Origin of the sequence: Spirosoma oryzicola, from assembly GCF_021233055.1 — a bacterium.
GTDB classification, from domain to species: Bacteria; Bacteroidota; Bacteroidia; order Cytophagales; family Spirosomataceae; genus Spirosoma; species Spirosoma oryzicola.
Window position 1 is genome coordinate 4515864 of the sequence record NZ_CP089538.1, and the last position, 22237, is coordinate 4538100.

Consider the following 22237-nt stretch of genomic DNA (forward strand, 5'->3'; position numbering starts at 1 on the left):
TCTGGTTTACAGCGCACAGAACCGGTTCAATGGGTATGACCAATCAACTGCTTAGCTTACGTGAATTAGCCGATTTTTTGCAAAATGAGCTAGCCACGGATCGCTACTTAAAGCGTGAGCAAGGTGGAATTTACCACCACTCTGACCGACCTATTTCCCGCCTGGGACTTGCTCTGGAGCCGTGGCCTGTGTTGCCCAAATGGCTCGAAGAAAACAAGCTTGATGCCTTGTGGCTTCATCGACCCTGGCAGCTTGACCGCACTAAACTACCGCCAGATGTAGGCATTGTTTACCATCATCTGCCATTCGACGAAGCACTGACGATGGGCTATAACACCTTGCTGGCCAATCTGATGAATAGCCTTGGAACGCCCGAACCACTTGGCTACAAACAGGACACTACCGACACCGGCGAGTTATTACCCAAACGGGCTATTGGTATGCTGTTTGACAGAGTTGAGCAGGAGTTTGACGCAGTACTTCGTGAAGTGAGTACTATGTTCGGTGGTTATGACCGAGCCGAGGCCGGACGCTGCCAGACCGGACAGCACACGATAGGTCGTATTGCTGTGGTCGGCGCTATGAATGATGCCTTAGTTCGTGAAGCCCATGAGCGGGGAGCAAGTCTCTACCTGACTGGTCAATACAGAAAGCCAGCGCAGAAGGCTGTTGATGATACCGGTATGGCGGTTATTGCGGTCGGACATTACCGAAGCGAAGAATGGGGTATGCGCGCACTGGCCGCTTTACTGCACGAACGCTGGCCTACCCTGAACGTTGTGCTTCCAGACAACAGCGAACCAGTTGCGTTACCAACCACGAAGAATTTTGTCTAAGGGTACACGAAGCACATTAAACCATTTTTAGCCTCGTTTGTCTTAAGTAGGAAGCGAGCTAAATTGGCTGTCTTCCTTAACTAGCTAAATTGGCTGTCTTCCTTAACTATCGTAAAGTACTTGTTAACTCATTACACCATGAAAACCCTCAATACCAATATTTTCGTTTGGCTGCTGGCCGTATCGCTCTCAGGCAGCGCACTTGTCGCCTGCGCTCAGGCAACTACCGGTACAACGAGCACGAGTACCGGCGCAGCAAGAACAGCTTCTGATCCGTCTAAAGCTCAACTGCTATTGCCTATGCAGCAAATGATGGAAAAGCTAAAAAAACTTCAAGCTACCGGCGACCCTGATTTCGATTATGCTTTCCAGGCAAAAATTCATACGCAGGGTGAACAGGACTTATTGAAGCAGGAAATTCAGAATGGTGCTGACTCGTCATTGAAACAAATGGCACAGAGCCTACTGACGGTTGCTCAGAGCGATGCAGCACTGTTGGACGAAACACTGAAACAAGTTAAGCCATCGCGCCCCAATCAGGCTTTTACCCAGCAACAGGGCCGGAACATTCAGGCTATGGCGCTGAAACTACAACAGGGTGGCGCGGATGATAAACTAACCGGCAATTTTGATAAAAACTTTGTCACTGTGCTGCTTGATCATCGGCAGGATGCTATCGATATGGCCAATACCTATCTTCAATACGGCAAAAACGCTACCTTGAAAGATTACGCTCAAAAATTGGTTGCGAAAGCACAAACTGAAATGACACAGGCTAAAGCGGCACTACCCAAGCAAAACTAAGTCTGCTTTTTAATAATATTTTAACTGTAATAGTGCTGCTGAATGAGTTAATATCATTCAGCAGCACTGTTTTTTTTATGAAGCTATTCGATACTTTCATTCCAACGGCGGGCGTCGTTGGATTGCTTCCAATGGTCACCTATTTTTTCCTCGTCGTGGCCATGTACGCTTTTCTGGGAAATTTCCTCTTTGCCCTACTCTCGCGTACAAGTGTTAGTCCCAAGCACAAAAGTACCCAAGCCCTGACGACCATCATCGCAGCCGTGGCTGGCATCTCCTACTTTCTCATTCAGTCCTATTATCGTGATATGCTGGCCGAATTGGCGACCCTAGCTGATGCGGACAATCGGCAGACGCTCATGCGGGAATCCTACAACGCCATTGGGCAGTACCGATACATGGATTGGGCCGTGACAACGCCGTTGCTGCTTCTGAAAATGGTATCATTCCTGCGGGTTAAGCTGCATGAAATCAAACGTCCACTAGCGATCATGCTACTGGCTGATTTCTTTATGATCCTGACTGGCTACATCGGTGAACAGCAGGTTGGATTTGACAACGAAGTCTTGACTGGCCCCAAACTCATCTGGGGAGCGGTTTCAACGGTGGGTTACATCATCATTCCGTTTACGCTGTACAAGCTTTGGAAACAATACGCAGATCGTGCTTTACCTAAAGAACAGCAGGCTTATCGATTAATGGCATTAACTACCGTTACGTTCTGGGGCGTTTATCCAATTGGTTATATTCTGACCGTCTTTGCAATTGATACAAACTGGATTCACATCACCTTTTCCATAGCCGACTTTATCAATAAAGTGGGTGTGGGCTTAGTGGCGTACTGGGCTGGCCGAGAAACGATCAAGTACGCTCCGCATTGATTCTCCTAATAGATTGCAACCAATCGATTCTGTTCCTGAAAAGTCCATCTTATCTGATAATCCTATTGGGAATGGCTGGTTTTCCAGAATTTTCAACAATCTTGCTTTGTCATTTGACAATTGCATAGCCTGAAGCTGTTTTTGTTGAGAATTATGAAGGAATACATCCGTCCCATCAAACGTCTGTTAGTCGCCAACCGCGGTGAAATTGCAATCCGTATCATGCGGGCCGCTACCGAGTTAGGCATCACGACTGTTGCCGTTTACACTTACGAAGACCGTTATTCACTCCATCGTTACAAAGCCGACGAAGCTTACCAGATCGGCCGCGACGAGGATCCATTGAAGCCTTATCTTGATGTCGAAGGCATTATTCTGCTGGCCAAACATCATAAGATCGATGCCATCCACCCAGGCTATGGTTTTTTGTCTGAAAACGTAAAACTAGCCCGGCGTTGCCGCGAAGACGACATCATCTTTGTTGGACCATCGCCCGAAGCGATGGACGCGCTGGGTGACAAGGTTCGGGCCAAAAATCTGGCAACCAAGGCAGGCGTTCCGCTTATTCCCGACTCACGGGAAGAAAACATGACACCCGAATTTGCCTTGTCCGAGGCCGAGCGAATTGGCTTTCCAATCATGGTAAAAGCCGCTGCCGGGGGCGGTGGACGCGGGATGCGGGTGGTGCGTCAGGCCGAAGAGTTTGAAAAAGCATTTACCGAAGCAAAAAACGAAGCCCGGAATGCCTTTGGGGACGATACTATCTTTCTCGAAAAATTCATTGAAGACCCAAAACACATTGAAGTTCAGCTCCTTGGGGATCAGCATGGCAACATCGTCCACCTGTACGAACGTGACTGTTCGGTACAACGGCGGTTTCAGAAGGTTGTCGAGGTAGCTCCCTCGTTCGGGCTGCGTCAGGAAACAAAGCAAAAGCTTTATGACTACGCGATTCAGTTGGGTCGAGCCGTTAATTATTCCAACGCAGGCACAGTGGAGTTTTTGGTCGATAAAAACGAGAATATCTACTTTATCGAAGTTAACCCCCGGATTCAGGTTGAGCATACCATAACGGAAGAAGTAACGGGTATCGACATCGTCAGAACCCAGCTTCTGATTGCGATGGGCTATAAGCTGTCCGACAACGGGATTTACATTCACCACCAGGACGAAATTCCGCTCAACGGCTTCGCTATTCAGTGCCGTATCACGACCGAAGATCCAACCAACGGCTTCAAGCCTGATTTTGGAACAATCATCGCGTACCGGAATGCCGCTGGTTTTGGTATTCGCCTTGACGAAGGCAGCAGCTACGCGGGGATGAAAATCTCGCCTTACTTCGATTCGATGATCGTGAAGGTATCAGCGCGGGGACGGACGCTCAAGGGAGCTACCCAACGGCTGACGCGGGCACTGCTGGAATTCCGGATTCGGGGCGTTAAAACGAACATCGGCTTCTTGCTGAATGTCATGAGCCATCCCATTTTTCAACGGGGTGAAGCCAGGGTATCATTTATTGAAAGTCACCCCGAACTGTTTAACTTTCGTAAACCGCAGGATCGTTCGACACGGGTTCTCAACTACCTCGCCGATGTGATCGTAAACGGTAATCCGGAAGTCAAAAAAAAGGACGACTCCAAAGTATTCAGAACGCCTGTTGTACCGACATTTGACCAGTATGCTCCTTTCCCCAATGGTAGCCGTGACCGGATGAAGGAGCTAGGACGCGACGATTTCTCGAAGTGGGTACTCGATCAGAAGTGCGTTCTGTATACCGATACGACCTTCCGCGATGGACACCAGTCATTGCTGGCTACGCGCGTTCGGACGCAGGATTTGCAAAAAGTAGCCGAAGGATTTGCGAAAAGTCATCCTGAACTGTTTTCGATGGAAGTTTGGGGGGGCGCTACGTTTGACGTGGCCATGCGATTCCTCTACGAGAGTCCCTGGAAGCGGTTGGCCGCTCTGCGCGAAGCCATGCCAAACATGCTGCTACAAATGCTATTCCGTGGCTCCAACGCCGTTGGCTATTCTGCTTACCCGGACAACCTAATCGAAAAATTCGTTGAAAAATCATGGGAAACAGGCATTGATGTTTTTCGTATTTTCGACTCGCTCAACTGGGTCGAAGCGATGAAAGTCAGTATGCGGGCTGTTCGCGAACGGACTGATGCGATCTGTGAAGCGGCTATCTGCTATACAGGCGATATGCTTGATCCCAACAAGCACAAGAAGTATAACCTTCAATACTACCTGGATTTAGCCCGCCAGCTCGAAGATGAAGGCGCGCACATGCTCGCCATCAAAGACATGGCCGGTCTGCTGAAACCGTTAGCGGCTGACGTGCTGGTTCGTGAGTTGAAGCAAGCCGTAAGTATCCCAGTTCATCTGCATACGCACGATACGGCAGGGATTCAGGCCGCTACGTATCTCAAAGCCATCGACGCGGGTGTTGACATCGTTGACTGTGCCCTCGGTGCGTTGTCGGGTCTGACTTCGCAACCGAACTTCAACTCGGTTGTCGCCATGATGCAGGGACACGAGCGGGAATGCCCCTCAAATCTGGCTTCATTGAACGCTTATTCGAACTATTGGGAAGACGTTCGTGAATATTACTATCCGTTTGAATCGGGTATGAAAGCGGGCAGCGCGGAGGTCTACGACAACGAGATTCCGGGTGGACAGTACTCAAACTTGAGACCTCAGGCGATTGCTACGGGTTTGGGTGACAAATTCGAAACGCTCAAGAAAAACTACTCCGTCGCCAATCAGCTGTTCGGTGACATCGTCAAAGTAACGCCTTCATCGAAAGTCGTAGGCGATATGGCCATCTTCATGACTGCCAACAACTTAACAGCGGACGATGTTCTCAAAAAAGGAGATTCGCTGTCGTTCCCGGAATCGGTCAAAGAGCTGATGAAAGGCATTTTAGGACAGCCCGTCGGTGGATTTCCCGAAGACGTTCAGCAAGTAATTCTTAAAGGCGAAGAGCCGATCACTGGCCGTCCAAACGAACACCTCAAACCCATCGACTTCGACGCTGACTTCGCGGAGTTTCAGAAAAAATACCCGCATAACAGCGGTTTTGAGGACTACCTCTCCTACCAGATGTATGCGAAGGTGTACGATGAATATTACAAAGCCAACGAACAATACGGCGATGTAAGCATCATTCCGACTCCGGCCTTCTTTTACGGACTAAAGGAAAACGAAGAGATTCTGATCAACATTGAAGAAGGGAAAAACATCCTCGTCCGACTGCTGTTCAAGTCCGAACCCGATGAGTTTGGGATGCGCACGATTACCTTCGAGTTGAACGGTCAGAGCCGCCAGGTTCAGGTTCGGGATAAATCATCGAAGGTTGAAAAGGCGATGAACGCCAAGGTTGGCAAAGAAGGTGATGTTGGCGCTCCGTTGCAAGGTCGGTTAACCCGAATTTTGGTGAAGGAAGGTGATGAGGTAAAGAAAAACCAACCACTTTTCGTGATCGAAGCGATGAAGATGGAAAGTATCGTAGCCGCGCCTAAAGCTGGTAAAATCAGTAAGATTGTGCTAAAAGAAGGTATTGTAGTCGAGCAAGACGACTGGGTTGTTGAACTGGCCTAAACCTGCCTTTTACTTTTTATCAGCGGAGGGTGGTGTCGGTTGTGGTGTCAGGTACGAATATCTGACACCACAACCGACACCACCCTCCGCTGATTCATGTATAGGAATAACCTGCCAAGGTCGAGGTACGCGTGTTGGCATGCGTGAGACAAGCGGAACTAGGTCCGTTTCTCCCGCTTCATGTACGTGGAGGCACCCGTACCGCGTCTGGCTCCCATCTTATGCAACTGCTGGGCATCGGCCTGCGACATGATCTGAATGGCCGAATACTCTGTCTTACCCGTAATAAGCGGAAATCCAGCGACTCGCTGAGCCTGCGAACAGTGCACACACGTCTTAGCCGTTGGAAGGGCTTTGAGCCGCGCTTCTGGGATGAGATTACCACATTTGATACAGTACATAACGTTGATTGGTTAGCTATCTATATAACCCCAAACGAGGCTAGATAGTGCCGCAGATTCTCATTTACTTCCATAATCAACCATCTGTTAACCAGTACTTTAATCTAAAAACAATCAGTACTGGTTAGATACCTTTTTATCGCTTAAAATAGGGTACAACTTGATCACGCAGGATGATTTCACCCAGATTAATACGGCTTGTATCAGCGGTTGCGCTCGTGGTGTCGGTTTCTCAAAACAGTATTGTCCGGAATGTTGAATTTGCTCCAATCTGATGTCCTTCTAAGTGGTGTCGGCGGGGCCGGCCGCCCGGTTCAAAAAACCGACACAAATTGCTGACGCCAAGGGTCGGTTTTGAGAAACCGACACCACGAACTTCTATTTCTCATTCCCGATGAACGTCTTTGAACTGAAGCATATCACCTAGCCGCAGTTCTTTTTCTTCATCGAAACCACAGGTCGATTTAAATTCTTTAGGATTCTGATAGGTTCCGAAGAACATGTCCCACCAGACAATGTCGCCGTAGTTGCTGGTGTGTTTCTCGTATTCGTGATGAATTCGGTGCATTTCGGGCCGCTGAAAAATATAGCCAATCCATTGGGGCGTCTTCACGTTAGTGTGGTAAAAAAACTCGCCCAGCGCCGTACAGAGCGTATAAATGGCCCCGGCTTCGGCACTCAATCCGAGCAGTGTATAAACCAGTAAACTGCCAATAATGGAATTGACGGTCATTTCGAGCGGATGTTTGTAAAACGAGGTGATGACTTCCAGCCGCTGCGGACTGTGGTGAATCTGATGAAAGTGCGTCCACAGAAAATCGACTGTGTGCCGCCAACGGTGCCACCAATAGAAGACAAACGTGGCAATAACGTACGCTATTATCCCACCACCAACGTTGTTAACGTAGTCGGAAAGATGCAGAACTGAGTAAGCCGACAGCCATTTCTCCCACGTAAATCCAGCAACCACGACGACAACCAATTGCACAAAATTGATGGCCAACACGCGAATCGTCCAGGTCGGAACGGCAGGCAGTTTCCAGCCCGGAATCAAACGTTCGAGGATGAAACAAAAAGCGAAAACGGCAAAGATAATCGGTAGCATAGCGCATTGAGGTTTAGTAAATTGATCCCCAAAGCAACACGATCCTTTACCGCTAAACATTGATAAATATCAATTTCGGCGGGCTCGTAGACGACTTAGCGTTTCGGGCGAAATACCAAGGTGTGACGCGATGTATTTAAGCGGAACACGCTGAAAAATAGCCGGAAAGTCTGTCAGCAATTGCCCGTAACGTTCAGGGGCGGTTTGCATTCGCAGGTTTTGGGTGCGTAGTTCGCTCTGCACGTAGTATCGTTCGGTGATCAGCCTACCGACGCTGTTGAACTCCGGAAAATCACGATAAAGCTGTTGAAGTTGTGCGTACGAGATAGACCACAAAATACTGTCCTCCAACAGCTCGACGTATTCGCGGGCCGGCTGACGCGTATAAAAGCTCACAATTGATACGATGAAGTCGCCCTCCCGCATGAACCAGGACGTTACCTCACGCCCATCCCTTTGCAAGGAAGCGGCTTTTAAATAGTATTCTCTAACAACACCCCGTTCGATAAAGTAAAGACGATCTGATACCTGACCCGGTTGAAGCAGCCAATGTTTGCGGGGAAGTTCTTCCCGTCGAAGCATCGAGGCCAACGCCATTCGTAAGGAATCGGAGAGTGGCTGGATGGTCTGAATAAAAGAAAACAGTTGCTCCATTCGGTTAGTTGATTGCGATAACACGCTTTCAGTCAAAAATTTAGCTCAGATCATCAATCCGAAATAAATCATGTTGCGTCATGGAAAACCGCCCCCCAACTCCGCCTTTATCGCCCGTACCGTTTAGTGAGTCCGACGCCCGGTTGTGGGCCATGCTTACTCATCTAAGCGCTCTGCCTGGCTCCCTTGTTGTAATCGGTAGCATTGTGCTTCCGCTGGTGATCTGGCGGATTCAGAAAGAAAAATCTGCCTTTGTCGACTTCCACGGTAAAGAAGCCGTCAACTTTAACATAACGATGGCCTTGGCTGCGGCTATATCGGTTATTTTGGTGTTCCTTCTGATCGGTATATTCCTGATCTGGCTGGTAGGAGCCGTATGGCTTATTTTTACGCTGATTGCCGCTATTAAAGCGAATAATGGTGAATACTACCGATATCCCCTAACAATCCGCTTTATCAAATAAGTGTTTCCTATGGCTGCTTGGCAGGGCGTAGAGTAAACCTATTCTGCATAAATGCTCCAACACGATATCCAATTCTAAGAGGCTGTTCCCGAACCTAATCACCCTTTATTTGCGTTTTCACTATGACTCCCTATTGAGTTGTGATCTACTCACCTGAATTATTGCGCCTATCCCATGCAATCGGCTATAGAAACTACTCTTGATATTCAACAAATTCGCCGGGACTTTCCGGTGCTCGATCAGCAGGTTAACGGTCGGCCATTGGTTTATCTCGACAATGCGGCTACCAATCAGAAGCCGCTGGCGGTGATTCATGCCCTAACGCGCTATTACGAAGGATACAACGCCAATATTCACCGGGGTATTCACCACCTGGCCGAGCAGGCTACAGCTGCTTTTGAAGCCTCCCGCCGGGCCGTTCAGGAGTTTCTGAACGCGAAACACTGGCAGGAAATTATCTTTACCTACGGTACTACCGATGGTATCAATCTGGTAGCACAGACCTACGGACGCCGGTTTTTGAAGGAGGGCGACGAGATCATTATCTCGACCATGGAACACCATTCCAACATTGTTCCCTGGCAAATGCTCTGCGAAGAGAAAGGTTGCGTACTCAAAGTCATTCCGGTCGACGACAACGGCGAACTCCTGATTGATGAGTACGAAAAACTGCTGTCAGAACGGACGAAATTCGTTTCCTGCGTACACGTATCGAATTCATTAGGTACGATCAACCCGGTAAAAACGATTATTGATAAAGCCCACGAAGTTGGTGCCGTTGTGTTAATCGACGGTGCTCAGGCTAGTTCTCACCTCGACATCGATGTGCAGGCGCTCGACGCTGATTTTTACGTTCTTTCGGCGCACAAGCTGTACGGTCCGACGGGCATGGGCGTTTTGTACGGCAAAAAAGAGATTCTCGATGCCATGCCGCCTTATCGGGGCGGGGGCGAAATGATCAAGGAAGTCACGTTCGCCAAGACGACTTACAATGAGATTCCTTATAAATTCGAAGCGGGTACGCCCAATATAGCCGATGTTGTTGCGGTGAAAGCCGCGTTCGAATACATGGCTGGCTTGGGGAAAGAAAATATTGCCGCGCACGAAAACGATTTGCTTCAGTACGCAACCGAGCAGTTGACAGAACTTGACGGTCTGCGCATCATCGGTCAGGCGAAGCACAAAATTGGCGTTATATCCTTCGTGATGGATGGGATTCACCACCAGGATACGGGCGTCATTCTGGACCAGCAGGGCATTGCCGTCCGGACGGGTCACCACTGCACGCAGCCTCTGATGCAACGTTTCGGTATAGCCGGAACTACGCGGGCGTCGTTTGCGGTTTATAACACCAGAGATGAGGTTGACCGGCTCGTGCAAGGCTTGCGTCGGGTCCAGAAAATGATGTTATAATAGCATGACAATCAACGAAAAGCAGGACGAAATTATTGACGAGTTTGATCTATTTGACGATCAGCTCGACAAGACTCAATACATCATTGATCTGGGCAAAAAGCTGCCTCCCATGCCCGAAAGCAAAAAAATTGACGAGAACCGAATCATGGGTTGTCAGTCGAAGGTATGGGTTGACGCCGAATTGAAAGGTGATCGGCTGTACTTCTACGGCGACAGTGAACAAACCGCTCAGATTTCGAAAGGATTGGTTGGCTTGCTGATTCGTGTATTGTCGGGCGAAAAACCGGAAGACATTGCCAATGCCGATCTTTACTTTATTCCAAGGGTCGGCATGGGTAACCTGATCACCTCACTCCGGGCGGGTGGTCTGGCGTCTATGATCGAACGCATGAAAGCGTATGGCCGCTCTTACGCGGGTCAGGTAGCTTAAACTAATTCGAAGATTATAACTTTACGCGCTAACGTCTTTTGACAATGACGGACGAAGAACTCAAAGAACAGGTCATACTAGCGCTGAAAGGCGTGTATGACCCCGAAATCCCGGTTGACGTGTACGAACTGGGACTTATTTACGACATCAAAATATTTCCGGTCAATAACGTTTATATTTTGATGACACTGACCTCGCCCTCCTGCCCATCAGCGGGTTCGATTCCAGCCGAAATCGAAGAGAAAGTGCGGGCCATCGAAGGCGTTAACGATGTAAGCGTCGAATTAACCTTCGACCCTCCCTATTCGACTGAACTGATGTCAGAAGTGGCTAAGCTAGAGTTAGGCTTCATGTAAGCTCGGTCCGAACTAAAAACTGTATACAATAAACTTTTTCAACTTTAAATCATGTATCCTCCACATTTGCTTATCCCAATGCGGGAAGACCTGACGAGCGTTGGGTTCGAAGAGTTGACCACTGCTGAAGACGTGGTAAACACCATGGAAAATGCCCAGGGCACAACACTGGTTGTTGTCAATTCGGTTTGTGGCTGCGCAGCGGGTGCGGCTCGTCCGGGTGTTAAGGCAGCATTAGCGGCTAGCCCTGTCAAGCCAGACAAAATGGTAACGGTTTTTGCCGGTGGCGATTTAGAAGCTACGGCTCAGATGCGGGAGTTCCTGCTACCCTATCCTCCATCGTCGCCAGCAATCGGCATTTTCAAAGATGGTGAGTTAGTCCATTTCATCGAGCGGCACCACATCGAAGGTCGTTCGGCGCAGATGATTGCTCAACACCTCGAAATGGCACTGGAAGAGTTCTGCACCCCAGCTAACGCCTAAGTCGATCGGTTTAATTAGTTTGGCCCGTACGGATCAGCGCAACCGTTGATCCGTACGGGCCAAACTCGTTTATGGCTAATGCCCTGCAATCAGCGCTAGTATACAAAACGCATCCACAATCAGTAACCCGATCGGCACCTCCCGACTTTTCCCAACGGCTAATTTGATAACTGTCCACGACAGAAAGCCCCAGACCAGCCCCTGCGTGATCGAATAACTAAACGGAATCAGCACTAGCGCCAGAAAAGCAGGCAGAGCGTCGTCCAACTGTCCCCAGTCGATGCGAACAACCGGCTTCATCATAAAAGCCCCAACCAAGACCAGCGCCGGAGCCGTTGCAATGGATGGAATAACGGACAACAACGGTGATAGGAACAGAAAGGGCAGAAAACAACTGCCCGCTACAATGGCCGTTAGCCCGGTGCGACCTCCCTGCGCGATACCCACCGCTGATTCGATATAAGCCGTACCAGGACTGGTGCCAACTATCCCCGCCAGCGTTGTTGACACGGCATCGGTCAGCAAGGAGCGGTTCAAATTTCGGGGTTGGCCGTTCTCATCCTGTAAACCACCCGCTTCGGCAACCCCCACGAACGTAGATAGGCTGTCGAACAGATCCGTAAAGGCAAAAGCAAAAATAATCGGCCATAACGACCAAGTCAGTGAGTTTTTTAGGTCCAGTTTTCCCAGCAACGAAAAGTCCGGCGCAGCCCACACGCCCTGAAAATTGACCAGCGTTTTTTGCCCGAAATTAATGGCCGATGCATCGCCCCAGTACCGACCAATGGGCCATGCCGCCAGGGTCGTAACGATGATGCCGATAATAATGCCACCCGGTACGTCACGCACAACCAACACGCTTGTCAGTAACAAGCCAACGATAAACGTCAAGACAATCGGATCGGTCAAGTGAGCAATACCGACCAACGTAGCCGGGTTGGCGATAATGAACCGGGCATTCTCGAAGCCAATCAGCGTGATGAATAGACCGATTCCTGCCGAAACGGCGTATCGGATGGGTAACGGAATAATATGGACAATCGCTGACCGGACATTGAGCAGCGACATAATCAGGAACAGGATACCCGCCCAAAAAACAGCCCCCAGCGCAACTTCAGGCTGGATGCCCATTCCTTTGACCGCTGTGAACGTAAAGAATGCGTTGAGGCCCATACCCGGCGCTACCACAATCGGATTCCGGGCGTAAAGCCCCATCATCAGGCTACAAAAAAAAGAAAGCAATATAGTAGCCGTCAGCACACCACTAAACGGCAAACCGGCCTGACTCAGGATGGATGGGTTAACAACGATGATATACATCGTTGCCAAAAAGGTTGATATACCGGCCAGCACTTCGGTACGGCGGGAGGATGAAGCAGACGTATCAATTGTCATAGGATGCACAGGTTGTCATTCGTTGCTGAACATACAACGAATAACGAACAATGCCAACCCATCCCACAACGCGGACCGCACGATTGGGCCCGCTCCTGTCCACCCCGCCGTTTACCTACACCAGCAAACGCCCGGCGTCTTCATCGACCCAAACGCACGCATCCGTCCGCGTCTGAACAATGCTGGCCGGAACTTCTTCCGTAATGGGTCCGGTCAATGCCTGACGCAGCATGGGTGCTTTTTTTTCACCGCTAACGATTAGAATAACCGCGCGCGCTTCGGCCAGATGACGGAGACCAGTCGTAATACCTTTAGTCAGTTGGGTTTCTTGATCGAAATATTTTTGTCCAACGGTCTTTGTGCTTTCGGCCAGTTCGGCAACGTGACAACCGAGATTGAAGGGCGTACCGGGTTCGTTTAGTGCGATATGACCGTTCATACCCATCCCAACGAGCAGCAGATCCAGCCCACCCCACTTCCGAATGACGGCATCGATGCGAGTGCATTCAGCTTGTAAGTCAGTCGATTTGGCGTTGAAAACGTAAATTAGATCGGGTCGAAGGTTTAAGGGAGTGAACAAATCGCGGTATAGCGAATGGGAGCAACTTCCGACATCTTCCGGCCCAAAGCCAACCCATTCATCAAGACCAACAAAAGAGCATCGGCTGATATCGACTTTTCCGGCCTGAACCAGCGCTACAAACCGGCGATAGGTTTCAGTGGGTGTGTCGCCCGATGCCACACAAAGTAATGCGTCGGGCTTACGATTAATGACAGCAGCCATCTGTTCGGCGGTCCGCTGTGAGAGCGTATTGTAATCAGGAAATTTTTGAAGATTCATAAACGGGTCCAGGACATTCTCTTTAGACGCCAAAGCATTTTTTCGCGTCAGCCTACCCTGCCTGATAGCCTAAATCCTGAATCAACTCGTTTATTTCAACGCATTGGCTACAAGCCGTATCCGTTGGAAATAGCGGGTCATTAAGAAGCGGGTCAATGCCGGTCGCGCTGACGAATAAGGAGTTTCTTTCGCCGGAACCCAAAGCCCATTGGCCCATCAGTTATGGCTACCGGCTTGGGATTTGATACGGGTTCGGGGAGGGCAGGCTCACCGTTCTGCCCTTTGCTGCCGGAGCTTACGCGTGTTCGTTGCCGAGGTCCACCCGTGCGGTGAGCAGGTGGTCGATAAAAGACGCTTGTCTACCGGAATAATTACTGATTAAACTGGCTAAACGTTTATTACCGGGCGTAGATGCCTGCGCCGACGACCCGACCATTACCAACGGGTTGACAAACAGTATCCACAAGAGTAGGTGCCGCATGTTGTACATAGTAGAAAGATGGCGTAATTTTGCGGTTCGTTTACGAAAACCATGCAATTAAAAGACCGCAACTATCAGATTCAGGGCGTTGATGTACTGGCCATTGCCGACCAATTCGGCTTGCCTTTGTACGTATACGATGCTAACAAAATTATCGAAAAAATAAGCTTACTTCGGTCGTCATTTTCCGGGGTTAACTTAAAAATAAAGTATGCGGCCAAAGCCCTGACGAATCTGTCGATCCTGAAGCTAATGCGCCAACAAGGCGTTGAGATGGATTCCGTGTCGGTCAACGAAGCACGCATGGGTTTGCTGGCAGGTTTCGAGCCGGGCCAGATTATGTTTACGCCCAGTGGTGTGTCGTTTGAGGAAATTCGCGAAGCGGTTGAGCTGGGTTTGCAGCTCAACGTCGATAGCTTGCCGTTGCTGGAATGGGTCGGTAAAACGTATGGCAGTACCGTGCCCGTCAGTATCCGCATCAATCCGCATATTGCCGAGGGAGGCAACATCAAGATTTCGACCGGCCATGCTGATTCCAAGTTCGGCATCTCGATTCTGCAACGGCCTGAAATCCGGGCACTCGTTGAGCAGTATCACCTGTCCGTCACCGGCCTGCACGTTCATACCGGATCGGATTTCAAGAATGCCAACGCGTTTCTGCGGGGAGCCGAGATCTTATTCGACTTAGCGAGCGATTATCCAGACCTGACGTTCATCGACTTTGGTAGCGGCTTCAAAGTGGCCTACAAGGAAGGCGATCATGTTACAGACATTGCCGATCTGGGCCAGAAGGTTTCGGAAACGTTTCAGCGCTTTTGTCAGCAATACGGTCGGGAATTGGAGCTGTGGTTTGAACCGGGCAAGTTTCTGGTCAGCGAATGCGGGCATTTGCTGGTACGGACTAATCTTGTCAAAGAAAACCCATCACGGACGTTCGCAGCCGTCGATTCCGGTCTGAACCACCTGATTCGGCCCATGATGTACGACGCTTATCACGACATCAAAAATGTTTCGAACCCACTAGGAGCCGAAAAGACGTATAACGTCGTTGGGTATATCTGCGAGACAGATACGTTCGCTACCGACCGACCACTCCCTGAAGTTCGCCCCGGCGACGTGTTGTCATTCGAAAATGCCGGTGCTTACGGCTTTAGCATGGCTTCGAATTACAACGCCCGCTTTCGGCCAGCCGAAGTACTGGTTTATGACGGAACTCCTTATTTGATTCGCCAGCGCGAGACATTCGACGATTTGCTGCGCGGACAGGTTGATGTTCCTGTGTTAAATTCGGAAGTAATAGAGCAATAAATACCGTTTATAGCGTTTCACGGAGCATCTGTATGGTTCATTGACCAATTGGAAAACCAACAGACCGCAGTGTTGAAACCATAAACTCATAAACTATCAATCAACAATGGGAAGAGCGTTTGAATACCGAAAGGCGCGTAAAATGAAGCGGTGGGGTCAGATGGCGAAGACCTTCACCCGCATCGGAAAAGATATCGTAATCGCCGTTAAAAGTGCTGGTCCTGATCCAGATACCAACGGTCGTCTGCGGGCCATTATCCAGAATGCGAAAGCGGCAAACATGCCGAAAGAAAACGTAGACCGTGCCATCAAAAAGGCTTCGTCGAAGGAGCAGGAGGATTATAAAGAAATCGTGTATGAAGCGTATGCACCTCATGGCATCGCGCTCGTCATCGAAACGGCGACCGACAACCACAACCGCACCGTAGCTAACGTGCGCAGCTACCTAAATAAACTGGGTGGTAGCCTGGGTACTCAAGGAATGCTTGACTTTCTCTTTGATCGTAAGTCTGTTTTCCGGATTCCGGCAGAAGGCGTCGATCAGGAAGAACTCGAACTGGAACTCATTGACGTGGGGGGCGACGAAATTGAATTTGACGAAGAAACAAACCAATTTGTTATCTACGGTGAGTTCACCGCTTTTGGTGCGATCCAGAAATTTTTGGAAGAAAAAGGGTTTGAGATCAAACAGGCTGAATTCGAACGGATTCCAAACGATTACAAAGAACTGACCGACGAAGAAGTTGCCGATGTTGAAAAACTCATCGAACGCATCGAAGAAGATGACGATGTACAGGTGGTTTATCACAACATGAAATAATACAGCGACGATTTACTCAGATAAAATCAAACGGCCTGCGTGATAACTCACGCAGGCCGTTTGATTTGTAGGGACTAAAATGGAATCTATCGCATACTGACGCCTTCGCGCAGGATTTGTACCCAACCTTTCAGGACCTGAGCCGGTGCAGCACGGTCCAGCACCGCATACCGCACACTCACCTGATAGTAGTACAACCCGCTCGGCAGGTCCGTACCGTCACTCGACTTGCCATTCCAGGCTAGGCTGGTATTACTGCCTTCGTAGACCTTGCTGCCATTCCGGTTGTAAACCACCAGGGCGACGCTCTCCACAAACCGGGGGCAACTCAAGGCCGCGAATACATCGTTCTTGCCGTCGCCGTTAGGCGTGAACACATTGGGCAACACAAACAACGGACACGCATCATTGCACACCCGGTTCGAGGGTAAACTCTCTACCCCCGAGCGGCTCACCGCCGTCACGTAGTAACAACCCGCTACGGTACTCAAGCTGCTGTGCTCGAAGCTGGTTGTCGGGGCGGGGATGCTCACTAACTCAGCGGGGGTGTCCTGCTCATAGCGACCGTAGTAGAGCTTGTAACCTACCACGTTGGGGTCACAAGTAGGACCAGTAGTGGGTGTCCAGCGCAGTTTGTTGGTAAAGCTGGTCTGGTTGCACAGACTTTCGGGGCTCAGGCTGGCGCAGTTCAGACTATCCAGCCCTAGCTGGGGAGGGCAAGGCCTGGTCGTGTCAGTGGGCGTGGCGCAGAGAATCTGGCTGTAGTTCTCGATGAATCGGATGCCAGCCAGCTTGGGGTCGGCATACGCCCCTCGTGTCATCACGCGATAGCAGTAGCTGCTGTCAGCGGACAACACCCGACTCGTATTGCCGTCTACCAGATACGTATCCGTACCCGTGTCGGTGAAGTTATAGCTCTGCGCTCCAGTAACGCGCACCTCGGCAATCTTGTTGAAAGGACCGTTAGGGCCTGACCGACTCCGGTACACATCATGCACCTGATTGTCATTGCTCCAGGGTACACTCGCCTGCCAGCTCAAGGTGACCTGACGCTGAGCCGGAGCCGCCGACAGCCGCACACTCGAAGCGCCCTCGGTCACATCCAGCCGCGTCAACCCACCGCCCGGAGCCGTGTAGTAAAACTCTACCCGGTAGCGGTAGGCGTTGGCCGTCGTGTTCAGCGCGCTCGTCGAGCTGCCTTTGTCCACGTAGACCGTGTCAGCCAGCCCCGCTTGCAGATTGGTGTTAATGGTGGCTACGGTCACAAAGTCAGTACCTGTCAAGCCAGTGGCCCGCTGCAAGCGGTACTGGTAAGGAGCGCCCAGATCGCCCGGTTGCAGGCCCAGCGGGCGGGTCCAGCGGACGGTGATTTGGCCTCGTTGGGTGTCGGTGCTGTCAACGGTGACTCGAGTCATGACCGGTGCCAGCAGGGGCAGTTCCAGACAGGCTTCGGTGGAGACCACGCTAAAGCCGCCGTTGTTGCCGATGCCGGGGTTGCGGGCCACGATGCGGTAGGAGTAGCTTACTCCCCGACGTAAGGCACTGGTGTCGATGTAGCTGGTAGCGGTGTACGGTATGCGGGCGATTTCCTGGTAGCCAAAGCTGGGGGCCAAGCCCGTCACACACTGCTGTGGAGTGATGGGTGTACAGCCTTCTTTGCGGTAGATGACGAGTTGAGTGGTGTCATTACCCGCGCCGAGGGCTGTCACACGCCCGCAGCTGTAGGCACTCCAGTTGAGCTGGATGGCTCGTCCGGCAGTGGTAGCGGTGGGCCGGGCGGTGAGGTTTTTGACCGAAGGGGCGTAGAGCCGGATGCGCAGGGTGGCGAAGGAGACCAGCGAAACAGCCCCGCGTCCGGGCACGTCGTTGACTTTGAGGGTAATGTCGTAGGGCTCGGCTCGGGCCTGATTGCAGTTGGTTTGCCAAGTAAAGGTCGCTGTAGCGGGTTGAGCTTGAGCCACCCCTCCATTGACCAGCCGGGCAAATTCGGGCGGAATGCGTAGATCGACTGGTAATGGCAAGCCATCGTTGTTGACATTGAGCGGTCCTCCATAACCAGTAATAATAACCCGCTGTCCGTCGGGGTCGGTGGCCGTGATGGCCTGCTGAATCAAGGTACCGGCTTCCACGCAGATTTCCGTTCCTACAATCAGAGGGCGTTTGTTGGGCTGGTCAATGACAATAATCTGCATGTCGCGCGTGATCTCCCCGATCTTTACGCCGTTACGCCATTCTTCGATAATAAAGGCAAAGTTGAATTGCCCCGCTTGGCCGGGAGAATCCCAGCACAAATCACCCGTTCGGGGGTCGATGCTAAAGGTAGGTGGTGAACTACCGTCTTCTTTAGCCGTACTGAAATTACTGGCAGGATCTAGATAAGCAGGAATAAAGCGGCTACGGCAGCTGTTTGCAATTCCTTCCTGAGGTCTGCTGAGCCGATATGCCAAGCTGTCACCATCGGCGTCGAAAGCGGCTGGATTGTGGCAGAATTTCTGACCAACGCGCGCCGAATCCAGTGGTGGGTTTAGCATCACCGGTGTCGAGTTGACCTGTAAGGCTGCGTTAATCAGAATGGTTGTCGACACGTAAAAGGTAAGCTGGTCAGAGCTGCCCGGCGGGGGTAGGTTTACAGTTCCTTTGTTTCGGTTCGCGATTTGTACCCCAATGGTATAGGTGGCTGGCCCCGCATAGGTATGCGTGGTAATGTAGGTATTAACGGATGAGGTACGTCCGTTGATGTAGCGACGAGCCGCTCGCCTTACGTCCGCCTGGGTTCCGTCGCCGAAGCAGAAGATGTACGAGCCGGCATCATCGGCGGCTGCTTTACCCGTTACTTCATCAAAATAAGTCGTTAGCGTTATTTCATACGTCAGGGAAGCTCCGGGTAATCGTCGGGTAGTGATTTCGCCAGCCCGCACGTGCGTAGCCTGACTGACAGTTGGCCACAAAATGGCCCCAATAGAGAAGGCAATCAGCCCAATTGTATAAATTAAACGCATAGAGTTATCGCATTTCATTTACAACGAATTCTCGTCATAAAAGTATATTTCTTTTATACGCAGAAAATGCCCGTTCTACTGCACAAGCGTATTTTTTTTCTACGCCAGCATCGGGTCACACTTTATAAAAGCCGCGTTGATTGAAAAGGGTTTTCCAGAAAAATCGTAGGAATATACCGACTTGCTGAGCAAACGCCCGCTGGTTCGTTAAATCCGACCAGGGCGAACGCCGGTCGCGTAGATTGACGGCAACTTTCCAGGCGAAAACAACGGGAATCATGAACACATAGTGAAGAATCAGTACGAGGTAGGCTCCTACACCATATTGCTTGCGGACCCACAATAATTGCGACACCTGAATTTGCGGTTTGAACCGGTTGATGTGCGTTACCACATGTTGTTGATTATTGTCGCTGCTGCCGTATTCGAGGTGAACAAAACTGGCGTCCTGAAGCAGCAGGAGCCTCCCTTGTTTTCCTAACCGATAGCCCCACTCAACGTCCTCACCATACATGAAAAAGTTTTCGTCTAGTCCGCCAGCGCGGGCAATCGTGGAAAGGCGTGTCATGAGGAAAGCCCCGGAAAGCCATTCTACCTGATTGGGGTCCGTAAAGTGAGGGTCGGGAATAAGCCGCTGAAGCCAATTCTGAAACGACGCTCCGGCAGGCAGGATGTAAAACGCCCGTCGCATCTGGCCGAAAGTCGTGTACAGGTTAGGGCGAAGCTGCCGGTCGGCTCCGCGTTGCAGGACACTTACGGCGGCTACATCTGATTGTTTGTCCAAGACCCCTACACAACGGGCCAGTACGTTGTCCATCAATAACGTATCCGAGTTCAAGAGCAAAACGTTTCGCGCCTTTGCCTGACCAATTCCGTAATTATTTGCCCGCGCAAAACCCGAATTATAACCCATATCGAACCAGCGTACCACTGGATAATGCGCCTGTATACGGCTTTGACTGTCATCTCCCGACTGATTATCAACAATGATAACCTCAAATTCGACATTTTTGGTGTGGGTGTAAATCGAAGCCAGACAGTTCAGAATCAGTTCCGGCGTTTTATAATTGACGATGACAATACTTAAATCGAGCAAGACCTGTTGAATTAGCGAGCCATAAAGATAGGCGAAAAGCGAGTAGGGTGAAAAGCAAGGATGTGGTCCTCTCTCTTCACCCTACTCGCTTTTCAGCTTGATCAGCTTAGTACAATACCCAGGTGTCTTTGCCTCCCCCACCCTGCGAGGAATTAACGACGAGTGAACCTTTGCGTAAAGCTACCCGTGTGAGACCACCCGGAATTACGTTGACACCATCGCCATACAGGATGTATGGGCGCAGGTCAACGTGGCGTCCCTCGGCACGGTCGCCAACGATACACGGCACCCGCGAGAGCGAAATGGTTGGTTGCGCAATGTAGTTTCGAGGGTTGTCCTGAATCTTCTTTCTGAACAGTTCGTGCTCTTCAGGAGTCGCTTTAGGGCCAATAAGCATCCCGTAACCACCGGCTTCGTTTGCTTCCTTTACAACCAGCTGTTCAATGTTTTCCAGTACGTATTTGCAGTCTTCCTCCTCCCGACATATATAGGTTTTGACGTTTGGAATGATCGGCTCCTCGCCCAGATAATATTGAATGATCCGGGGGACGTAAGCATAAATAACTTTATCGTCAGCAACGCCCGTGCCGGGTGCATTCGCCAGTGCTACGCGACCCTTTTTGTACACCTCAAAGATACCCGGTACGCCGATCATCGAATCAGGATTAAACGCTTGCGGGTCCAGAAAGGTGTCGTCGATACGCCGGTAAATTACATCAACAATCTGGAACCCTTTGGTAGTCCGCATCTTGACGTAGCCACCTGATACCACCAGATCACGCGCTTCTACCAGCTCGACGCCCATTTGCTGAGCCAGATAAGAATGCTCGAAGTAAGCCGAATTGTAAATACCCGGCGTCAGGACAACAACCGTGGGGTTGGGTCGGTCGGCAATGTACTGAAGCATCTGGAGCAACCGCATCGGATAATCCGAAACAGGCCGAACACCGGTCTGCGTCAACACTTCGGGGAACGTTTGCTTCGAAAGCTCCCGATTTTCGAGCATGTACGATACGCCCGATGGACAACGCAGGTTATCTTCCAGCACCATAAACTCGCCGTCATCGCCCCGAATAAGGTCTGTTCCGGTAATATGGCACCAGATTCCTTTCGGCGGACGAACACCCAGGCAAGGTTGCAGAAAGGACTGACTGGATTCGATCAGATCGCGCGGTACAACGCCGTCGTTCAGGATTCGTTGTTCGTTATAAACATCATCAAGAAACATATTCAGCGCCTTGATCCGCTGAATTAATCCGGCTTCCAGCTTATTCCATTCAGCCGATTCGATTACGCGCGGAATGATATCGATGGGCATAATACGTTCTGTACCTTCTCCTTCTGAATACACATTGAAGGTGATGCCCATGCTCATCAAAGCACGCTCAGCCGCGTGTTGACGGCCAACAATATCCTCGCGGCTTAGCTGTTCGACGCGCTGCTGAAAAGGAGCGCAGCCCGCCCGAACCTGGGACTGGCCGTCAAACATTTCATCGAAAAAGCTCTCGGTCTGGTAATCCTCAAAGGTGAAATTAGCTGTTGGCTGACCCTGCGACTGAGTCATACCGTTCATTGTCTGCGATTGAAATTTTGCGGTGGATTTTTGTTTCATGGAACAATATATTGCCGTTTACCGAAAGGACAAAATAGATGAGTAGTTTAAATGCTATTGTACAAATACGACACCGGAAAAGACAGAAAATACAGACAGGCTTACCCTGCTGGACATTTCTATTTGTTAACCTGATAAAAGAATCACAGCCTCACCCCTATGTATTTTTCTATGTACTGAGCAACGAGTGACGCTCGAGCGTACAAGAGAATGAACAAGTGCCGTAGAGTCAATAGTGATTTTTACGGT

At 50.5% G+C, this 22237-nt stretch carries 20 protein-coding genes; 11 read left to right on the top strand and 9 right to left on the bottom strand.

Annotated features, from left to right (window positions below):
* Nucleotides 1-35 precede the first annotated feature (35 nt).
* From LQ777_RS19160 to LQ777_RS19175, 4 genes are all read left to right on the top strand, one after another.
* Complete coding sequence (locus tag LQ777_RS19160) at nucleotides 36-836, top strand: Nif3-like dinuclear metal center hexameric protein (RefSeq protein ID WP_232559547.1); 801 nt, start codon at nucleotides 36-38, stop codon at nucleotides 834-836.
* A gap of 138 nt (nucleotides 837-974) precedes the next feature.
* Nucleotides 975-1640, top strand: a complete 666-nt coding sequence (locus LQ777_RS19165; protein WP_232559548.1) for a DUF305 domain-containing protein — start codon at nucleotides 975-977, stop codon at nucleotides 1638-1640.
* Between the two features lie 77 nt (nucleotides 1641-1717).
* Nucleotides 1718-2521 carry a bacteriorhodopsin gene (locus LQ777_RS19170; protein ID WP_232559549.1) on the top strand — a complete coding sequence of 268 codons (804 nt, stop codon included), beginning with the start codon at nucleotides 1718-1720 and terminating at the stop codon, nucleotides 2519-2521.
* A gap of 153 nt (nucleotides 2522-2674) precedes the next feature.
* Nucleotides 2675-6127, top strand: coding sequence for a pyruvate carboxylase (locus LQ777_RS19175; protein WP_232559550.1), 3453 nt, complete (start codon nucleotides 2675-2677; stop codon nucleotides 6125-6127).
* 158 nt (nucleotides 6128-6285) lie between these two features.
* On the opposite strand, the gene LQ777_RS19180 is transcribed toward LQ777_RS19175, so the two are convergent.
* The 3 genes from LQ777_RS19180 to LQ777_RS19190 form a co-directional block, all read right to left on the bottom strand.
* Nucleotides 6286-6528 (bottom strand): TraR/DksA family transcriptional regulator, encoded by a 243-nt coding sequence (locus tag LQ777_RS19180; RefSeq protein WP_232559551.1) that lies wholly within the window; start codon nucleotides 6526-6528, stop codon nucleotides 6286-6288.
* A gap of 385 nt (nucleotides 6529-6913) precedes the next feature.
* Complete coding sequence (locus LQ777_RS19185; RefSeq protein ID WP_232559552.1) at nucleotides 6914-7633, bottom strand: sterol desaturase family protein; 720 nt, start codon at nucleotides 7631-7633, stop codon at nucleotides 6914-6916.
* Between the two features lie 69 nt (nucleotides 7634-7702).
* Nucleotides 7703-8287 carry a Crp/Fnr family transcriptional regulator gene (locus tag LQ777_RS19190; RefSeq protein ID WP_232559553.1) on the bottom strand — a complete coding sequence of 195 codons (585 nt, stop codon included), beginning with the start codon at nucleotides 8285-8287 and terminating at the stop codon, nucleotides 7703-7705.
* Nucleotides 8288-8367: 80 nt separating this feature from the next.
* Here LQ777_RS19190 and LQ777_RS19195 point away from each other — a divergent pair, with 80 nt between their 5' ends.
* The 5 genes from LQ777_RS19195 to LQ777_RS19215 all read left to right on the top strand — a co-directional run bounded on the left by LQ777_RS19195 (nucleotide 8368) and on the right by LQ777_RS19215 (nucleotide 11436).
* A complete protein-coding gene (locus LQ777_RS19195) occupies nucleotides 8368-8751 on the top strand; it encodes a DUF4870 domain-containing protein (RefSeq protein WP_232559554.1) in 384 nt (127 codons plus the stop codon).
* 174 nt (nucleotides 8752-8925) lie between these two features.
* Entirely contained in the window at nucleotides 8926-10164 is a 1239-nt protein-coding gene (locus tag LQ777_RS19200; RefSeq protein WP_232559555.1) for a cysteine desulfurase, read from the top strand.
* 4 nt (nucleotides 10165-10168) lie between these two features.
* Nucleotides 10169-10597, top strand: a complete 429-nt coding sequence (locus tag LQ777_RS19205; protein WP_232559556.1) for a SufE family protein — start codon at nucleotides 10169-10171, stop codon at nucleotides 10595-10597.
* A 44-nt stretch (nucleotides 10598-10641) separates the two neighbouring features.
* On the top strand, nucleotides 10642-10953 hold the full coding sequence (locus LQ777_RS19210; protein WP_232559557.1) for a DUF59 domain-containing protein: 312 nt from the start codon (nucleotides 10642-10644) through the stop codon (nucleotides 10951-10953).
* 51 nt (nucleotides 10954-11004) lie between these two features.
* The gene (locus tag LQ777_RS19215) at nucleotides 11005-11436 is read left to right on the top strand and encodes a BrxA/BrxB family bacilliredoxin (protein WP_232559558.1); all 432 of its coding nucleotides are present in this window, start codon (nucleotides 11005-11007) and stop codon (nucleotides 11434-11436) included.
* 75 nt (nucleotides 11437-11511) lie between these two features.
* Here the strand turns inward: LQ777_RS19215 and LQ777_RS19220 are convergent, their stop codons facing one another.
* The 3 genes from LQ777_RS19220 to LQ777_RS19230 all read right to left on the bottom strand — a co-directional run bounded on the left by LQ777_RS19220 (nucleotide 11512) and on the right by LQ777_RS19230 (nucleotide 14153).
* Entirely contained in the window at nucleotides 11512-12831 is a 1320-nt protein-coding gene (locus LQ777_RS19220) for an NCS2 family permease (protein WP_232559559.1), read from the bottom strand.
* A 115-nt stretch (nucleotides 12832-12946) separates the two neighbouring features.
* On the bottom strand, nucleotides 12947-13672 hold the full coding sequence (locus LQ777_RS19225) for a 6-phosphogluconolactonase (RefSeq protein WP_232559560.1): 726 nt from the start codon (nucleotides 13670-13672) through the stop codon (nucleotides 12947-12949).
* 295 nt (nucleotides 13673-13967) lie between these two features.
* On the bottom strand, nucleotides 13968-14153 hold the full coding sequence (locus LQ777_RS19230) for a hypothetical protein (RefSeq protein ID WP_232559561.1): 186 nt from the start codon (nucleotides 14151-14153) through the stop codon (nucleotides 13968-13970).
* A 51-nt stretch (nucleotides 14154-14204) separates the two neighbouring features.
* On the opposite strand from LQ777_RS19230, the gene lysA reads away from it, so the two are divergent.
* Nucleotides 14205-15461, top strand: coding sequence for a diaminopimelate decarboxylase (gene lysA / locus LQ777_RS19235; protein ID WP_232559562.1), 1257 nt, complete (start codon nucleotides 14205-14207; stop codon nucleotides 15459-15461).
* Between the two features lie 106 nt (nucleotides 15462-15567).
* Nucleotides 15568-16281: a YebC/PmpR family DNA-binding transcriptional regulator gene (locus LQ777_RS19240; protein ID WP_232559563.1), complete on the top strand. Its 714-nt coding sequence runs from the start codon at nucleotides 15568-15570 to the stop codon at nucleotides 16279-16281.
* An 86-nt stretch (nucleotides 16282-16367) separates the two neighbouring features.
* Here the strand turns inward: LQ777_RS19240 and LQ777_RS19245 are convergent, their stop codons facing one another.
* The 3 genes from LQ777_RS19245 to LQ777_RS19255 all read right to left on the bottom strand — a co-directional run bounded on the left by LQ777_RS19245 (nucleotide 16368) and on the right by LQ777_RS19255 (nucleotide 21988).
* Complete coding sequence (locus LQ777_RS19245) at nucleotides 16368-19280, bottom strand: T9SS type B sorting domain-containing protein (RefSeq protein WP_232559564.1); 2913 nt, start codon at nucleotides 19278-19280, stop codon at nucleotides 16368-16370.
* Between the two features lie 115 nt (nucleotides 19281-19395).
* Nucleotides 19396-20376 carry a glycosyltransferase family 2 protein gene (locus LQ777_RS19250; protein ID WP_232559565.1) on the bottom strand — a complete coding sequence of 327 codons (981 nt, stop codon included), beginning with the start codon at nucleotides 20374-20376 and terminating at the stop codon, nucleotides 19396-19398.
* Between the two features lie 106 nt (nucleotides 20377-20482).
* On the bottom strand, nucleotides 20483-21988 hold the full coding sequence (locus LQ777_RS19255; RefSeq protein WP_232559566.1) for a circularly permuted type 2 ATP-grasp protein: 1506 nt from the start codon (nucleotides 21986-21988) through the stop codon (nucleotides 20483-20485).
* Nucleotides 21989-22237: the final 249 nt, after the last annotated feature.

Coding starts and splice junctions, on each gene's coding strand:
- LQ777_RS19165 (WP_232559548.1), top strand. CDS start 975: ATGAAAACCCTCAATACCAATATTTTCGTTTGGCTGCTGGCCGTATCG.
- LQ777_RS19255 (WP_232559566.1), bottom strand. CDS start 21,988: ATGAAACAAAAATCCACCGCAAAATTTCAATCGCAGACAATGAACGGT.
- LQ777_RS19220 (WP_232559559.1), bottom strand. CDS start 12,831: ATGACAATTGATACGTCTGCTTCATCCTCCCGCCGTACCGAAGTGCTG.
- LQ777_RS19205 (WP_232559556.1), top strand. CDS start 10,169: ATGACAATCAACGAAAAGCAGGACGAAATTATTGACGAGTTTGATCTA.
- LQ777_RS19175 (WP_232559550.1), top strand. CDS start 2,675: ATGAAGGAATACATCCGTCCCATCAAACGTCTGTTAGTCGCCAACCGC.
- LQ777_RS19180 (WP_232559551.1), bottom strand. CDS start 6,528: ATGTACTGTATCAAATGTGGTAATCTCATCCCAGAAGCGCGGCTCAAA.
- LQ777_RS19160 (WP_232559547.1), top strand. CDS start 36: ATGACCAATCAACTGCTTAGCTTACGTGAATTAGCCGATTTTTTGCAA.
- LQ777_RS19215 (WP_232559558.1), top strand. CDS start 11,005: ATGTATCCTCCACATTTGCTTATCCCAATGCGGGAAGACCTGACGAGC.
- LQ777_RS19245 (WP_232559564.1), bottom strand. CDS start 19,280: ATGCGTTTAATTTATACAATTGGGCTGATTGCCTTCTCTATTGGGGCC.
- LQ777_RS19195 (WP_232559554.1), top strand. CDS start 8,368: ATGGAAAACCGCCCCCCAACTCCGCCTTTATCGCCCGTACCGTTTAGT.
- LQ777_RS19200 (WP_232559555.1), top strand. CDS start 8,926: ATGCAATCGGCTATAGAAACTACTCTTGATATTCAACAAATTCGCCGG.
- LQ777_RS19240 (WP_232559563.1), top strand. CDS start 15,568: ATGGGAAGAGCGTTTGAATACCGAAAGGCGCGTAAAATGAAGCGGTGG.
- LQ777_RS19210 (WP_232559557.1), top strand. CDS start 10,642: ATGACGGACGAAGAACTCAAAGAACAGGTCATACTAGCGCTGAAAGGC.
- LQ777_RS19185 (WP_232559552.1), bottom strand. CDS start 7,633: ATGCTACCGATTATCTTTGCCGTTTTCGCTTTTTGTTTCATCCTCGAA.
- LQ777_RS19170 (WP_232559549.1), top strand. CDS start 1,718: ATGAAGCTATTCGATACTTTCATTCCAACGGCGGGCGTCGTTGGATTG.
- LQ777_RS19190 (WP_232559553.1), bottom strand. CDS start 8,287: ATGGAGCAACTGTTTTCTTTTATTCAGACCATCCAGCCACTCTCCGAT.
- LQ777_RS19230 (WP_232559561.1), bottom strand. CDS start 14,153: ATGCGGCACCTACTCTTGTGGATACTGTTTGTCAACCCGTTGGTAATG.
- LQ777_RS19225 (WP_232559560.1), bottom strand. CDS start 13,672: ATGAATCTTCAAAAATTTCCTGATTACAATACGCTCTCACAGCGGACC.
- lysA (WP_232559562.1), top strand. CDS start 14,205: ATGCAATTAAAAGACCGCAACTATCAGATTCAGGGCGTTGATGTACTG.